Here is a 13,994-nt window from a genome sequence, read left to right as displayed (position 1 = left end):
GATCAGCTTTCTTCTCGATCAGTCATGCGAACCGTGCGAAGGGCGCGGCGAGGCAGGCACCGGGTGCAGGCCACCACCACCCGAACCGCCGTGCGGGCCTTGCGGTGCAGGCGCTGCGGGGTGCTCGGCCGACACGAACTCGTCGCCGTGCGGCACTTCGCCATGCAGCTTGAGCGGCTTGTTGCCCGCCAGGCGGCGCAACAGCACATAGAACACCGGCGTCAGGAACAGGCCGAAGGCCGTCACGCCGATCATTCCGGAGAACACCGCCACGCCCATCGCCTTGCGCATTTCGGAGCCCGCGCCGGTCGACAGCACCAGGGGCAGCACACCCATCACGAAGGCCAGCGAGGTCATCAGAATCGGACGCAGGCGCAGGCGGCTGGCTTCGATGGCGGCTTGCACCGGCGTTCGCCCGGCGAACTCCAGCTCCCGTGCGAACTCCACGATCAGGATCGCGTTCTTCGCACTCAGCCCCACCAGCACGATCAACCCGATCTGCGTGAAGACGTTGTTGTCACCCCCCGATATCCATACCCCCGCCATCGCGGCCATGATGCCCATGGGCACGATCAGGATGATGGCGATAGGCAGCGTCAGGCTCTCGTACTGCGCGGCGAGCACCAGGAACACCAGCAGGATGGCCAGCGGAAACACCAGGAAGGCGGAGTTGCCGGCCAGGATTTCCTGGTACGTCAGCTCGGTCCACTCGAAGCTCACGCCCTTGGGCAGCGTCTCGGCCGCGATCTTGGTGATCACGTCCTGCGCCTGGCCCGACGAATAGCCCGGTGCCGGGCCGCCGTTGATGTCGGCGGCCAGGTAGCCGTTGTAGCGCATGGCGCGTTCCGGACCGAAGGTCGCGTTGACCTTCATCAGCGCGGCCAGCGGCACCATCTCGCCACTCGTCGAGCGCACCTTCAGCAGGCCCACGTCTTCGGCACGGGCGCGGTAAGGCGCATCGGCCTGCACCCGCACGCTGTACGTGCGGCCGAACTTGTTGAAGTCGTTGGCGTACAGGCTGCCCAGGTAGATCTGCATGGTGTCGAAGATGTCCGTCACCGGCACGCCGAGCTGGCGCGCCTTGGTGCGGTCGATGTCGGCATACAGCTGCGGCACGTTGACCTGCCAGCTCGTGAACATGCCGGCCAGCTCGGGCGCGGCCTGGGCCTTGGCCATGAAAGCCTTCACCGCCTGGTCCATCTGGTCGTAGCCCACCGAGGCGCGGTCTTCCAGCTGCAGCTTGAAGCCGCCCGTGGTGCCCAGGCCCGCCACCGGTGGCGGCGGGAACATCACGATGAACGCGTCCTGGATGCTCGAGAAGGCGCCGTTGAGCTGGCCGGCCACCGCGCCGCCGCTCTGGTCGTTGCGCTTGCGCTCGTCGAAGGGCTTGAGCGTGACGAACACGATGCCCGAGTTCGAGCTGTTGGTGAAGCCGTTGATCGACAGGCCCGGGAACGAGATCGCGTCCTCCACGTTCGGGTTCTTCTTGATGAGTTCGCCCATGCGCTTGATCACGTCTTCGGTGCGGTCCAGCGTGGCGCCGTCGGGCAGTTGGGCAAAACCGATGAGGTATTGCTTGTCCTGCGCCGGCACGAAGCCGCCGGGCACCGCCTTGAAGAGACCGAAGGTCACCGCGACCAGCGCCACGTAAATCACCAGCATCAGCGACTTGCGCGAGATGACGCTCTTCACGCCGCCGCTGTAGGCCTCCGAGCCGCGATGGAACAGGCGGTTGAAGCCGCGAAACAGCCAGCCGAATGCTTTGTCCATGCCGCGCGTCAGCGCGTCCTTGGGCTGGTCGTGGCCGCGCAGCAGCAAGGCAGCGAGCGCGGGCGACAGCGTGAGCGAGTTGACGGCCGAGATCACCGTCGAGATGGCGATGGTCACCGCGAACTGCTTGTAGAACTGGCCCGTGAGACCGCTGATGAAAGCCAGCGGCACGAACACGGCCACCAGCACCAGCGCGATCGCGATGATGGGCCCCGACACTTCGCGCATGGCACGGTAGGTCGCCTCACGCGGCGAGAGCCCCGCCTCGATGTTGCGCTCCACGTTCTCCACCACCACGATGGCGTCGTCCACCACGATGCCGATGGCCAGCACCAGCCCGAACAGGCTCAGCGCGTTGATCGAGAAGCCCAGCACATGCAGCACCGCGAAGGTACCGATCACCGACACCGGCACGGCCAGCAGCGGAATGATGGAAGCGCGCCACGTCTGCAGGAACAGGATCACCACCAGCACCACCAGCAGGATGGCTTCGAGCAGCGTGTGGATCACCGATTCGATCGACGCACGCACGAACTGCGTCGGGTCGTAGGCAATGCGGTATTCCAGCCCTTCGGGCATGTTCTTGTTGAGCGCTTCCATCGTCTTGCGCACGTTGGAAGAAATGTCGAGCGCGTTGGAGCCCGGTGCCTGGAACACGCCCATGCCCACGGCCGGGTCGTTGTTCAGCAGCGAACGCAGCGAGTAGTCGGCCGCGCCCATCTCCAGGCGGCCGATGTCGCGCAGCCGGGTCACGGCGCCGTCGGTGCCGCTCTTGACGATGATGTCGCCGAACTCTTCCTCGCTCTGCAGGCGCCCTTGCGCATTGATCGACAGCTGCATGTCCACGCCCGACAGGCCCGGCGATGCACCCACCACGCCGGCCGCGGCCTGCACGTTCTGGCCGCGAATCGCAGCCACCACGTCGCTGGCCGAGAGGCCGCGCTGCGCGACCTTCTGCGGGTCGAGCCACACGCGCATGGAGTAGTCGCCGCCGCCGAAGATCTGCACCTGGCCCACGCCTTCGATGCGCGCGAGCGGGTCCTTCACGTTCAGCACCGCGTAGTTGCGCAGGTAGTTGATGTCGTAGCGGTTGTTCGGCGAAACGAGGTGGACCACCATCGTCAGGTCGGGCGCGCTCTTGACGGTCGTGATGCCGAGCCGGCGCACTTCCTCGGGCAGGCGCGGCTCGGCTTGCGAGACTCGGTTCTGCACCAGCTGCTGGGCCTTGTCGGGGTCGGTGCCCAGGCGGAAGGTAACGGTGAGCGTGAGCACGCCGTCGGTGGTCGCCTGGCTGCCCATGTAGAGCATGCCTTCGACGCCGTTGATCTGCTCTTCGAGCGGCGTGGCCACCGTTTCAGCGATCACCTTCGGGTTGGCACCCGGGTACGTGGCGCGCACCACCACCGAAGGCGGCGCGACTTCCGGGTACTCCGAAATCGGCAGCCCGCGCAGCGCGATCAGGCCGGCTATCAGCATCAATAGCGACAGCACGCCGGCAAAGATCGGCCGGTCGATGAAGAATTTGGAAAGATTCATGTTGGTTCTCCGGTGGGCGCGAAAGCGCCCTCCTGCGAAATCAGGACTTCGCGGCCTCGGCCACGCGTTCCGGTTGTTGTTGCTTGGGGTCGGCCTTGGCGTCCATGGTCACTTGCTGCGGCGCCACCAGCGCACCCGGGCGGATGTGCTGCAGGCCGTTGACCACCACGCGGTCGCCCGCCTTCAGGCCCTTGCTCACGACACGCAGGCCGTTGATGGCGGCGCCCAGCGTCACTTCGCGGTAGACGGCCTTGTTGTCTTCACCCACGACCATCACGAACTTCTTGTTCTGGTCGGTGCCGATGGCGCGTTCGCTCACCAGCAGCGCGGTGTCGTTGCGGGCCTGGCCCATGCGGATGCGGGCGAACTGGCCGGGAATGAGCGCACCGTCCTTGTTGTCGAACGAGGCGCGCACGCGCACCGTGCCGCTCTTCGCATCGACCTGGTTGTCGATCAGCTGCAGCTTGCCGGTGAAGGGCGTGCCGTCGAGGCCGGCGGTGCCCATCTGCACGGGAATCGAATCGATGAGACCGCGTGCGCTGGAGCCACTCGGCAGGTCTTTCAGGGCGCGGGTGATGACCTGCTCGTCGGCATCGAAGCTCGCGTAGATCGGGCTCACCGAGACCAGCGTGGTCAGCACCGGGGCGCCCGGACCGGCCGCCACCAGGTTGCCCACCGTCACCTCGATCTTGCCGATGCGGCCCGACACCGGGGCGCGCACCTGCGTGTAGCCCAGGCTCAGCCGCGCCGTCAGCAGTTGGGCCTGCGCCGCGCGCAGGTTGGCGTTGGCCTCGCTGCCGGCGTTCACGCGCTCGTCGTACTCGCGCTGGGCGATGGCCTTGTCGTCCCACAGGCGCTTGGCGCGTTCCTGCTCGCTGCGGCTGAACGACTGGCGGGCCTGCGCGGAGGCGACCTGCGCCTCGGCGCGCTCGACCTCGGCCGCATAGGGCGCGGGGTCGATGGTGACCAGCAGGTCGCCCTGCTTCACCAGCGTGCCTTCACGGAAATGCACCGACTGCACGGCACCCGCCACGCGGGAGCGCACATCGACACGCTCGACGGCTTCGAGCCGGCCCGAGAACTCGTCCCAGGCGTTGATCTCGCTCGACGCCACGGTGGCGACCGACACCGGCGTGGCGGGGGGTGCCGCCGGGGCGTTGTTCGCCTCGGCCTTGAAGCTGTGCATGCCCAGCACGGCGGCGGCCACGGCCAGCACCGCGGTCAGGCCGGTCACTGCGGGCCACAGTCCCCGGGGGGCGGTGGAAAACAGCTTTTTTTCGTTGTTCGACATGATGGTTCGTCCTTCTCGATGACTTTTGGGATGCAACAGGCCAGCCCGGCGCTTTTCGGCACCAGGAGGCGAAATTCAGGAAAAAAAGAGCCCTCGCACGCTGCCGCGTTGGCAGCGTGTCGATCAGGCAGCCGGGGCGGGCTGGGTGCTAACTGGGGTGGTTGGTCGCCGCACCCGAGGGCACGGTCGGTGGCGCCGTCGGGGGCGTTGTCTTTGGCGTGGTGGCGCTGAAGAACTCACGAAAGTGCCGCTCCACCGTGGCCTCGCAGGCCACGCAAGCCGTGTTCTCGGTGTCGTACAGCGCCTTGGGCCAGTTCGCGGCGCTGGGCAGCACGCTGCTCGTCACGTCGATGCCGGCGCTGCGCAGGCGGGCGGCGAAGGCCATCGCCTCGTCGTGCATCGCGTCGTCCGCGCCCACCAGCACCAGCGCCGGTGCCAGCGCTGCCAGCCGCAGCGAGCCGCTGGGCACCGCATAGGGATGCGTGGCGTTCGAGGGGCAGCTCAGGTACTTTTCCCAGCCGCTGGCCCAGCGGCACTCGGCGGCGTCGCTGGTGGCCTTGCGCAGCGAGGCGGTGCCGGCGCACGGGTCGAGCATGGGCGACAGCAGGATCTGCCCGGCGATCGGCGGATGGGCCCGGTCACGGGCGATCAGCGCCACCGCGGCGGCCAGGTTGCCGCCGGCTTCCTCGCCGGCCAGGTACACCTGCGTGCCCTTGCCACCGAGCTTGGTGCGTTGCTTGTAGAGCCATTCGAGGGCGGCGTAGCCCACCTCGATGGGTTCGGGGAACGGCGACTCCGGCGCCAGCGGGTAAGCCACCGACACCACCACCGCGCCCGCGCCGGCCAGCAGCCGGGCCACGTTGCGCCCGTTGTCCAGGTTGCCGCACACGAAGGTGCCGCCATGGAAATGCAGCACCAGCGGCGCCACGTCCGCCTTGGCGCGCTGGCCGTACACGCGGGCACGGACCGCCTCGCGGCCGGGCAGCTCGATCGAAAGATCGGCTTCCACGCCTTGCACCGCGGCGCGGGCGGCAGCTTCGGCAGAAAGGGACGATGGAGCGGGTGACATGGGCGACCTCGGGGAATTGGGCGATGGATGAAATATACGGCGCGGGCTGCGGCGTTAAACAGGGTTGATGCCCTTACTCTGTTTCCAATCCGCTAACAATCGGATGGTCACTAGGGAATTGCCCTTGCTGTGTAAGAATCCGCCTCCCCCGGTGTGGGCCGGGCACCCAGAACAGGCATTCGATGGATCAAATCCAGGCCATGAGGATCTTTGTCCGCGTCGTGGAAGCGGGCACTTTCACCCGTGCGGCGGACTCGCTCGCGCTGCCCAAGGGCACGGTCACCAAGCAGATTCAGGCGCTGGAACTGCGCCTGCGCGTGAAGTTGCTCAACCGCACCACGCGCCGCGTGACGGTCACGCCCGACGGCGCGGCCTACTACGAGCGCGCCGCGCGCCTGCTCAACGACTTCGACGACATGGAAGCCAGCATGACGAATGCGCAGGCCAACCCCACGGGGCGGCTGCGCGTCGACATCGGCACCTCGGTGGCCCGGCTGATCATCCTGCCGCACCTGGCCAGCTTCTGCGACCGCTACCCCGACATCCAGGTCGACCTGGGCGTGAGCGACCGCACCGTCGACCTGATCAGCGACAACGTCGACTGCGTGATCCGCGCGGGCGAGCTCAACGACCAGTCGCTGGTGGCGCGGCGCATCGGCACGCTGCATTTCATGACCGTGGCGTCCCCCGCGTACATCAAGCGCTACGGCATGCCGCAGCACCCCAACGAAATCGAGAAGCGCCACGTGGTGGTGAGCTACTTTTCGGGCACCACGCGGCGCGTGTACCCGCACGAATTCAAGAAGGGCGACGAGCACATCGAGCTCAACGGGCACTACCGCGTGTCGGTGAACGAGAGCAACGCGCACATCACGGCGGTGGTGGGCGGCTTCGGCATTTCGCAGGTCATCACCTTCATGGCCGAGCCGCTGGTGGAAAGCGGCGAGCTGGTCGAGGTGCTGCCCGACTGGGAGCGCGACCCGCTGCCCATTCACGTGGTGTACCCGCCCAACCGCCACCTGAGCGCCAAGGTGCGGGCCTTCGTGGACTGGGCCGCCGAGCTGTTCGCCAAGAACCCGCGGCTGCAGCGGCGCTGACCGTTCGGGCCGGCCCCGCAAATATTTCATCTGCGCCCCCTAAACTTCGGCCGGTTTTTGCCGCTATTGATAGTGAGCCAGACCTGCTGGACACCGGAGGGCGTTGCACTTTCCGGTTGAACGCGCGTGCCGCGGCTTCGACCAAGACCGCGCCCGCAAGAACCTACTGAACCGCAAGCCCATGGAAAACCAGTCGAACGGCCAGGCCGACGCGCCCGGCCAGACGCACACCGCGCCAGACGAAAGCGCCGACGAGTTCGGCCGCCGCAACCCGATGGAAATCGGCGCCCGGCTGCGCAATCTCGTCAACGGCAGCGACTTTCTCACCGTGCAGCACGCCCGCGGCCAGCTCGTGACGCAGCTTCTGGACGTGGACGTGCGCGCGCGCACCTTCACCTTCGACTGGGGCGCGTCGGCCGAGCAGAACCAGGGCCTGCTGACTGCGCAGCGCTGCCAGTTCAGCGCCCAGCCCGAGGGCGTGCGCATCGAGTTCGCCACCGCCTCGCCGCGCGAGAGCCGCTTCGAAGGGCTGCCCGCGTTCGAGGCCGACTTTCCCGAGGTGCTGTTCTACCTGCAGCGCCGCGAGTACTTCCGCGTCGAGACGCCGCTGGATTCATTCACCTGCACGGGCCGCTGGCCCAAGGGCGATGCGTTTCGCTTCGAAGTGAACGACCTGTCGCTCGGCGGCGTCGGCATGCGCACCATGGACGAGCGCATCACGAACCTGTCGATCGGCACCTTCCTGCGCAACTGCGAGCTGTCCCTGGGCACCCTGGGCAAACTCTCGATCGACCTCGAACTCGTGTCGCGGCGCCACACCACGCTGCCGAACGGAAAGCTGCGCTACCAGCTGGGCTTTCGTTTCATGGCGCTGCCGGGCAGCGTGGAGGGCCGGCTGCAGAAGCTCATCAACCAGCTCGAAATGAAGCGCAACGCGATGGTGCGCTGACGCCGGGAGCGCCCCGCGCGCGCATTCTTGGAAAGGGCGCAACCAAGCGCGGCCACGCCGACGGGCCCGCCGGACGCCCTCAGAATCCAGAGACGGAAAACTCCTGCCCCGCGTAGCTGCCCTGGAAGGAGCGCACCGGGTTCGACACATAGCGCCTCACATCTCGCTTCAGCCTCTCGTACTCCGTGCTTTCCATCTTGTATGCGGAGGTGGCGCCGATCTTCAAGACCGGCACATTGCCAGCGCCGAGGGCTTCGGATTCGGAGTACCCGGACAGCAGCACCGCGGAGATCTTTCGTCCGCTGTTCTGGATGACCCAGCGAACCGGCTCGTAGCTGGACAGCACCAGCACCACCGGTGTCGACGCCGGCTGTACGTTGACCCGAACGACGTTCAAGGCACGGCTGGCGTCCGAACGCCGCGGCGTTGCCGCCTTCGACTCGTAAACGCCGACCACGGCCACCTGTGCGTCGCGGGGCACGTGGCTGAGCAGCGGCGGCGCCTCCGGCAGCGTCGTCGGTGCGGGTGCTCCGCCCCACACAGACTGCGGCGGTGGGGCGAGCTTGGCCAACTGAATCTCCAGCTGCGCCGCCGCGATCGCCTGCTGCAGATCTTGCGCAGGCCCTGTCTCGATGTCACTGCCGCCGATCGTCGTCACCGAGCCATAGCGCATGTAGCCCGTGCGCGGCGTCAATGGCAGCAGCACCCCGTCAGCCGGCTGGTAGTTCGAAACCGGCGCGATCGTGCGCTGCAACACATCGATCACCTTGCCCTGGCCAACGTAAGACCCCAGCGCCACGCTCGTGAGGAAGATCGACGCCTCGTCGAGCTTGGCGTACCCGTGCTGGATGCCCAGCGCCGACGTCTCCCAGAAACCCTGCTCGCCCGACACAAGATCGATCCAAGCCAGATTGCGCGCGTCGAGATAGAACGCCTTCGTGCCGTTGTCCATGAGAAATGGAGAGGGAGAAGACGACGTTGATCGCGCCAGCCGCCAGAAATTGCTCTGCGTTGCCGAAATCGTGCCGTCGGGCTCGCGGGCATGCGCCATGATCGCCATGCCGCTCCCGCCGCCGACGAGGCGGCGGCTTCCGTCACCCGGCAGCGCCAGCGCCCAGGTCGGACGCTTCTCGGCCAGCGGGTAATCGGTGGCCTTGCCGCTCAGCGCATCGACGATTACCGTCTGCTGGCCTTGGCCGCCCTGTGCCAGCACCAGCGCATTCAACGAGGGCAGCCAGGTCACGAGGCCCTGATATTTGTCTGTGTTCCACAGCGCGGCGCCGGTCTCCACGTCGATGAGCTTCAAGCCCGATCCCGCGTCGTACGGCGCCGCAAACACGCGCCCGTTCGGCGAGAGCGAGAGGCCCGGACGCCCAGTGTTGACCACGGTGAAGGTGTGTATCGGCTTCCCGTCGGGCAGGCGAATGGCATGGAGCGTGCCGCTTCCCGACTTCACGACGGCAACGTTGGACTCCGCCGACGTCACAATGCCGACGCTTCCGGCCCCCCTGTCCTTGTCCGCCGGAAGGGTCTGCCTGGCATGCAGTTCGACCTTCGGATACAGCGCCGGCTTGACCAGCAGCAAGGACACGCGGCGAAAGCCGACCCATTCCGTCAGCTGAGCGTCCTGCTCGCGAAAGCAGGTGGAATCCGCTACCTTTTTCCGGATCTCCAGCGCGGTGTCGAAGCGGCCGATGCCTGAAGCGGCCGTGCAGGTCAGCGCCCTGACTTGCAGCAGACGGTCGTACTGCGCCTTCAAGCGGGGCGCGTCCTTGTCGCCCTCGTCCATCGAGCCGATCAGCTTGGTCATTGCGAACTGGGCTTCCTCCGCGACTGGAAACGCCTGGTTGATCCGGTCCACAGCCGGCGTCAGCGCGGCACTCATCCTGTCGCAGCCGCTCAAGGCGCACACGGCGACGCCCACTACCACGAACAAACGAAGCATTCTTCTGGTCTCCCTCCCGATCCGAGCCGGGTCTGAGCGCCTTGCCGGCGCATGTCGATGAAGGCTGCTCGGTACGTTGCCTGAACACTCGCCGTCAGCTCAAGACACGCATCGTAACAATTCGGCTCAGCATCTTCCGGTGGCTCAGACGACCTGGAACACCGGCTCGCAGCGCACCTCGGTCTTGACCGAATTGGCAATGAAGCATTCGTCGTGCGCGCGGTGGTGCATGTGCGCGACCTGCTCGCGCGTGGGCAGGTGGGCACCCGAGAACGTCACCTGCGGGCGCAGCGTGACCACCGTCATCGCCATCTTTCCTTCGGCGTTCTTTTCCATCACGCCGCTGGCCGCGTCGAAGTAGCGGTCGACCACGAACTTGCGCTTCACCGCCATCGTGAGGAACCACAGCATGTGGCAGTTCGACAGCGAGGCGACGAACATCTCTTCCGGGTCCACAGCCGAGGCATCCGACATCGGCAACGGCACCACGTGCGGCGACGACGAGCCCGGCACCTCCGCCCCGCCGTCGAAGCGCAGCGAGTGCCTGCGGCTGTAGGTGTTGGCCAGGAAGTCCTGCTCGCCCCGCTCCCAGAGGATTTCCGCGGTGTAGTGGGCCAGGGTCTTGCTCCTTGCTCAGGATTCAGAGGTAGATGAAGTAGCGGTACTTGGTCAGGCTGCCCTGGCTGGGCAGCGTGATGAAGGTCTCGGCCAGCACGCCGCCGTTGGCCTCGATCACCTTCTGCGACGCCAGGTTGCCCGGGCTGGTGGTGATCTCGACGCGGCTCAGCCCTTCGCCGGCCGCCAGCATCAGCATCGCGCCGAGCGCGCGCGTCGCATAGCCCTTGCGCTGCTTCCAGGGCACGACGTTGTAGCCGATGTGGCCCAGGCAGTAGGCCGGCAAGGCGATGGTGCCGGGCTGCCAGCGCAGGTCGATGCTGCCGCAGAACTCGCCGTCCCACATCCAGCACTTGTAGCCCGGCAGCCGCGGCACCTGCGTGCCGTCGGGCAGGGCAATGGGCGCGCCGCGGGCCTCGCGGTCGACCAGGCTCGCGAGAAACAACGCGGCATCGGCCTCGATGGCGGCGCGCTCTTCGGGGCCCGATTCGGGACGCGACTCGTCGCGCGCCCAGCCCCGGTTCAAGGCCGACACATAGCCGCCCAGGTAGGGCCTGGCGGGCCAGACGAGCTCCATCGGGCGCGGATCGGTGAGGGGACGGGACCGGTACAGCGACACGCGTTCGTTCCCTTTCAGGCTCCCATCAGCTTCACGACCAGCGGCACCAGCAGCGCGGTGGCGATGCCGTTCAGCCCCATGGCCAGCGCGGAGAACGCGCCCGCCGTCTCGTTCACCTGGATGGCGCGCGCCGTGCCGATACCGTGCGCCGCCATGCCGACCGCGAAGCCGCGCACGGCGGGCTCCCTGATGCGCAGCAGGTTCAGCAGCCCGGTGGCCATGATCGCGCCCGAGATGCCGGCCACCGCCGCGGCCACGGCCGCCAGCGAGGGCAGCCCGCCGATCTTCTCGGCCACGCCCATGGCGATGGGCATGGTGGCCGACTTGGGCGCGAGCGACATCATCAGCTCGTGCGAGCCGCCCAGCACCCATGCAATGCCGATGGCCGACACGATGGCCGCGACCGAGCCCACCAGCAGCGCCACGCCGATGGGCAGCCACAGCCGCCGCAGCCGCCCGACCTGGCCGTACAGCGGCACGGCCAGCGCCACGGTGGCCGGACCGATGAGGAAGTGCACGAACTTCGCGCCTTCGAAGTAGGTGTCGTAGGGCGTGCGCGTGAGCAGCAGCACGCCGACGATGACCACCACCGAGATCAGCACCGGGTTGACCACCGGATTGCGCCCGCTGCGCGTGTGCAGCCACAGCGCGCCCAGGTAGGCCAGCAGCGTGAGCGACAGCCACAGCAGCGGCGACTGGGCCAGGAAGACCCAGATGTCGGAGAGCCTGGCGGGCGCGGTCATTCGGCGTCCTTGCCGGTGAGGCGGATCATCCAGCGGAACGTGAGCGCGGTCACGGTCATGGTGAACGCCGCGCCGACAATGCCCGCGGCCAGGAAAGGCAGCCATTCGCGCCCTACCCGCTCGAAATGCAGCATCACGCCGGCCACGGCCGGAATGAACAGCAGCATCAGGTTGCGCAGCAGATGGCCCGAGGTGTCGGTCAGCGCCTGCGGCACGCCACGGCGCACCAGCAGGCCGATGAACAGCAGCACCATGCCGATCAGCGGACCGGGAATGGGCAGGCCGAGCCACTGCACGAGCAGTTCGCCGGCGAGTTGGCAGAGAAAGAGCGTGGTGATGGCGTAGAGCATGGTCCGTGCAGTTCCGCGTTCAATGGTCGGCGCAAGAGGCCGCGCGTGTCCATCCCTCTTTCAGGGCGTTCTGGCTCGCGGGCGGCAGCACGCCCAGGCGCACATGGCCCGGCAGGCCGAAAGATGCGCAGTCGCGCAGCTTGATGCCTTGCGTGCGCAGGGCGTCGGCCAGCGCGGCGTACGGGCGGTCGGTGCGCGCGCAGAAAAAGTTCGCGTCACTGGGCAGGCAAACCCAGCCCAGCGATTCGCAGAGCGCGCGTTGCTGCGCTTTCCATTCGCGCAAGGCATGCAGGCTTTGCGCGAGCCAGCGCTGGGCCTCGTCACCGACCCAGGCGTCGAGCAATGCGACGCCGTGCGTGCCCAGCGGCCACGAGGGCGCCAGTGATTCGATGCGCTGCAGCAGACCTGCATCCGCATCGTCGGGCGCGACGGCATAGGCCGCGCGAACGCCGGTCAGGCCCATGGCCTTGTTGGGCGTCCACATCTGCCAGACGCGGTTGCGCTGCGTGTCGTCGAGCGACGGCATTCCTTGCAGGCGCAGCGGTTCATAAGCCAGGTCGAGCACGCAGACACCCTGGCCGCTGGCGGCATGCTGCGGCAGATCGGCCTGCGGCTGGCCCATCGGGCTCGACGGCTCGCAGCACCAGCGCAGCGCGGCGTCGGCAGCCGCCTGCGGTGCGCGCAGCACCCGCAGGCCCCAGGCCTGCGCCGCGCGCTCGTAGTCGCCATAGCTGTGCGCCGGCAGCCACACCGTGCGGCCGCCCTGCTGCATCACGGCGGCGCTGATGCGGTGGATGAATTCGCTCGCGCTCGCCGCGATGACGACACGCCGCGCCGACACGCCATGAAAGGCCGCGAGCTTGCCGCGCAAGGCCGTGTAGTGCGGGTCCGGGTAATGCGCGGCATCGGCGGTGCGCAGCGCTTGCAGCGCGGCCGGGCACGGCCCCACCGCATTGCCGTTGGTCGAAAAGTCGTGCGGTGCGGCGCCCGAGGCGTCGGGGCCGCCATGCAGCGCGGCGTTCATGCCCAACTCCACCCCGTGGTCGCCACGATGGCCAGCGACGCGACCACGCCCAGCGCCAGGGCTGCCCGCTCGCCCAGCCGCGCGGTGCGCTGCAGGTCGGCCGCGCAAGGCGCGCGCCCCTCGGCATTCAGCGCATACACGCCCGGCTTGGCCAGCCGCACGCCGAGCAGCAGCGCCATCGCCGCCATCGGCCAGCCGCTGTTGGGCGACGGCGTGCGGCGCGCCTCTTCAGCAAGCCCTGCGGGCCAGCGCCACGCAGCGAGCGCCAGCAGCAGCACCGTGATGCGCGCCGGCACCCACGACAGCACGTCGTCCGCGCGCGCGGCCCATTTGCCGAGCCAGGTCCAGTCGCGGCCGTTGCGCTCGCCGCGGTAGCCCCACATGGCGTCGGCCGTGTTGGCGAAGCGGTAGAGCACCGCGCCAGGCAGGCCGAGCAGCACGAACCAGAACACCGGCGCCACCAGCGAATCGTTGAGGTTCTCCGCGAGCGACTCGATGGCGCTTTCGCGCACCTCGCGCTCGCTGAGCAGCGACACGTCGCGGCTCACCAGCCGCGCCAGCTGCCGGCGCCCGGCATCGAGCGACACGGCCAACGCGGCCTCGACCGCCAGCACTTCGTCGCGCAGCATGCGCCAGGCGAAGAGCGGCTTGAGCAGCAGGCCGAGCAGAAGCGCCACGGCCCACAGGGGAAGCCACTGCGTGACGAGCGTCTGCAAGGCCATGGCGACGCCCCAGACGCACGCCGCGCCGACGCACCACGTCAAGGCGCCGATGAAGAACATAGGCAGGTCGGTCGGCTTCGACAGGTGCATGCGCGGCGCGGCGCGCGAGCCGATCCAACCCAGGTAGTTGCCCATCCACACGACCGGGTGCAGCGCCGCGGGCGGCTCGCCCAGCCAGCGGTCGACAACCAGCGCGACCCACAGCGCGGCGGCCACGGCAAGGGCGTATTCAGGATTCGGGTGGAGCATGAGACCCGCCATTCT

Annotated in this window: 12 protein-coding genes; 2 read left to right on the top strand and 10 right to left on the bottom strand. The window is 67.9% G+C overall.

Annotated elements, in window-relative coordinates:
• Positions 1-18: 18 nt before the first annotated feature.
• From ACSFA5_RS10735 to ACSFA5_RS10725, 3 genes are all read right to left on the bottom strand, one after another.
• Positions 19-3,306: an efflux RND transporter permease subunit gene (locus ACSFA5_RS10735; protein WP_435443991.1), complete on the bottom strand. Its 3,288-nt coding sequence runs from the start codon at positions 3,304-3,306 to the stop codon at positions 19-21.
• A 40-nt stretch (positions 3,307-3,346) separates the two neighbouring features.
• Complete coding sequence (locus ACSFA5_RS10730; RefSeq protein ID WP_435443990.1) at positions 3,347-4,597, bottom strand: efflux RND transporter periplasmic adaptor subunit; 1,251 nt, start codon at positions 4,595-4,597, stop codon at positions 3,347-3,349.
• A gap of 148 nt (positions 4,598-4,745) precedes the next feature.
• Positions 4,746-5,666, bottom strand: a complete 921-nt coding sequence (locus tag ACSFA5_RS10725; protein WP_435443989.1) for an alpha/beta hydrolase — start codon at positions 5,664-5,666, stop codon at positions 4,746-4,748.
• 182 nt (positions 5,667-5,848) lie between these two features.
• Between ACSFA5_RS10725 and ACSFA5_RS10720 the strand changes: the two genes are divergently transcribed.
• Both ACSFA5_RS10720 and ACSFA5_RS10715 read left to right on the top strand, forming a co-directional pair.
• Positions 5,849-6,763, top strand: a complete 915-nt coding sequence (locus ACSFA5_RS10720) for a LysR family transcriptional regulator (protein WP_435443988.1) — start codon at positions 5,849-5,851, stop codon at positions 6,761-6,763.
• 181 nt (positions 6,764-6,944) lie between these two features.
• Positions 6,945-7,712 carry a flagellar brake protein gene (locus ACSFA5_RS10715; RefSeq protein WP_435443987.1) on the top strand — a complete coding sequence of 256 codons (768 nt, stop codon included), beginning with the start codon at positions 6,945-6,947 and terminating at the stop codon, positions 7,710-7,712.
• A 79-nt stretch (positions 7,713-7,791) separates the two neighbouring features.
• Here the strand turns inward: ACSFA5_RS10715 and ACSFA5_RS10710 are convergent, their stop codons facing one another.
• The 7 genes from ACSFA5_RS10710 to cbiB form a co-directional block, all read right to left on the bottom strand.
• Positions 7,792-9,657 carry a PQQ-binding-like beta-propeller repeat protein gene (locus ACSFA5_RS10710; RefSeq protein ID WP_435443986.1) on the bottom strand — a complete coding sequence of 622 codons (1,866 nt, stop codon included), beginning with the start codon at positions 9,655-9,657 and terminating at the stop codon, positions 7,792-7,794.
• Positions 9,658-9,801: 144 nt separating this feature from the next.
• The gene (locus ACSFA5_RS10705) at positions 9,802-10,275 is read right to left on the bottom strand and encodes an OsmC family protein (protein ID WP_435444093.1); all 474 of its coding nucleotides are present in this window, start codon (positions 10,273-10,275) and stop codon (positions 9,802-9,804) included.
• Between the two features lie 22 nt (positions 10,276-10,297).
• Complete coding sequence (locus tag ACSFA5_RS10700; protein WP_435443985.1) at positions 10,298-10,849, bottom strand: GNAT family N-acetyltransferase; 552 nt, start codon at positions 10,847-10,849, stop codon at positions 10,298-10,300.
• A 56-nt stretch (positions 10,850-10,905) separates the two neighbouring features.
• The gene (locus tag ACSFA5_RS10695; RefSeq protein ID WP_435443984.1) at positions 10,906-11,634 is read right to left on the bottom strand and encodes an LrgB family protein; all 729 of its coding nucleotides are present in this window, start codon (positions 11,632-11,634) and stop codon (positions 10,906-10,908) included.
• On the bottom strand, positions 11,631-11,984 hold the full coding sequence (locus ACSFA5_RS10690; RefSeq protein ID WP_435435930.1) for a CidA/LrgA family protein: 354 nt from the start codon (positions 11,982-11,984) through the stop codon (positions 11,631-11,633). Before ACSFA5_RS10690 ends, ACSFA5_RS10695 begins: the two co-directional genes overlap by 4 nt.
• A 19-nt stretch (positions 11,985-12,003) precedes the next feature.
• Positions 12,004-13,008, bottom strand: coding sequence for an aminotransferase class I/II-fold pyridoxal phosphate-dependent enzyme (locus tag ACSFA5_RS10685; RefSeq protein WP_435443983.1), 1,005 nt, complete (start codon positions 13,006-13,008; stop codon positions 12,004-12,006).
• Positions 13,005-13,979, bottom strand: coding sequence for an adenosylcobinamide-phosphate synthase CbiB (gene cbiB, locus ACSFA5_RS10680; RefSeq protein WP_435443982.1), 975 nt, complete (start codon positions 13,977-13,979; stop codon positions 13,005-13,007). The genes ACSFA5_RS10685 and cbiB overlap by 4 nt, the downstream gene beginning before the upstream one ends.
• Positions 13,980-13,994: the final 15 nt, after the last annotated feature.

This window comes from Variovorax monticola, from assembly GCF_051216855.1.
Lineage (GTDB): Bacteria > Pseudomonadota > Gammaproteobacteria > Burkholderiales > Burkholderiaceae_C > Variovorax.
This window is presented reverse-complemented; position numbering and strand designations above follow the sequence as displayed.

What these genes read in the sequence shown, in the direction of transcription:
- ACSFA5_RS10735 (WP_435443991.1), bottom strand. Translation starts at nt 3,306, where the DNA reads ATGAATCTTTCCAAATTCTTCATCGACCGGCCGATCTTTGCCGGCGTG.
- ACSFA5_RS10730 (WP_435443990.1), bottom strand. Translation starts at nt 4,597, where the DNA reads ATGTCGAACAACGAAAAAAAGCTGTTTTCCACCGCCCCCCGGGGACTG.
- ACSFA5_RS10725 (WP_435443989.1), bottom strand. Translation starts at nt 5,666, where the DNA reads ATGTCACCCGCTCCATCGTCCCTTTCTGCCGAAGCTGCCGCCCGCGCC.
- ACSFA5_RS10720 (WP_435443988.1), top strand. Translation starts at nt 5,849, where the DNA reads ATGGATCAAATCCAGGCCATGAGGATCTTTGTCCGCGTCGTGGAAGCG.
- ACSFA5_RS10715 (WP_435443987.1), top strand. Translation starts at nt 6,945, where the DNA reads ATGGAAAACCAGTCGAACGGCCAGGCCGACGCGCCCGGCCAGACGCAC.
- ACSFA5_RS10710 (WP_435443986.1), bottom strand. Translation starts at nt 9,657, where the DNA reads ATGCTTCGTTTGTTCGTGGTAGTGGGCGTCGCCGTGTGCGCCTTGAGC.
- ACSFA5_RS10700 (WP_435443985.1), bottom strand. Translation starts at nt 10,849, where the DNA reads ATGGAGCTCGTCTGGCCCGCCAGGCCCTACCTGGGCGGCTATGTGTCG.
- ACSFA5_RS10695 (WP_435443984.1), bottom strand. Translation starts at nt 11,634, where the DNA reads ATGACCGCGCCCGCCAGGCTCTCCGACATCTGGGTCTTCCTGGCCCAG.
- ACSFA5_RS10690 (WP_435435930.1), bottom strand. Translation starts at nt 11,984, where the DNA reads ATGCTCTACGCCATCACCACGCTCTTTCTCTGCCAACTCGCCGGCGAA.
- ACSFA5_RS10685 (WP_435443983.1), bottom strand. Translation starts at nt 13,008, where the DNA reads ATGAACGCCGCGCTGCATGGCGGCCCCGACGCCTCGGGCGCCGCACCG.
- cbiB (WP_435443982.1), bottom strand. Translation starts at nt 13,979, where the DNA reads ATGCTCCACCCGAATCCTGAATACGCCCTTGCCGTGGCCGCCGCGCTG.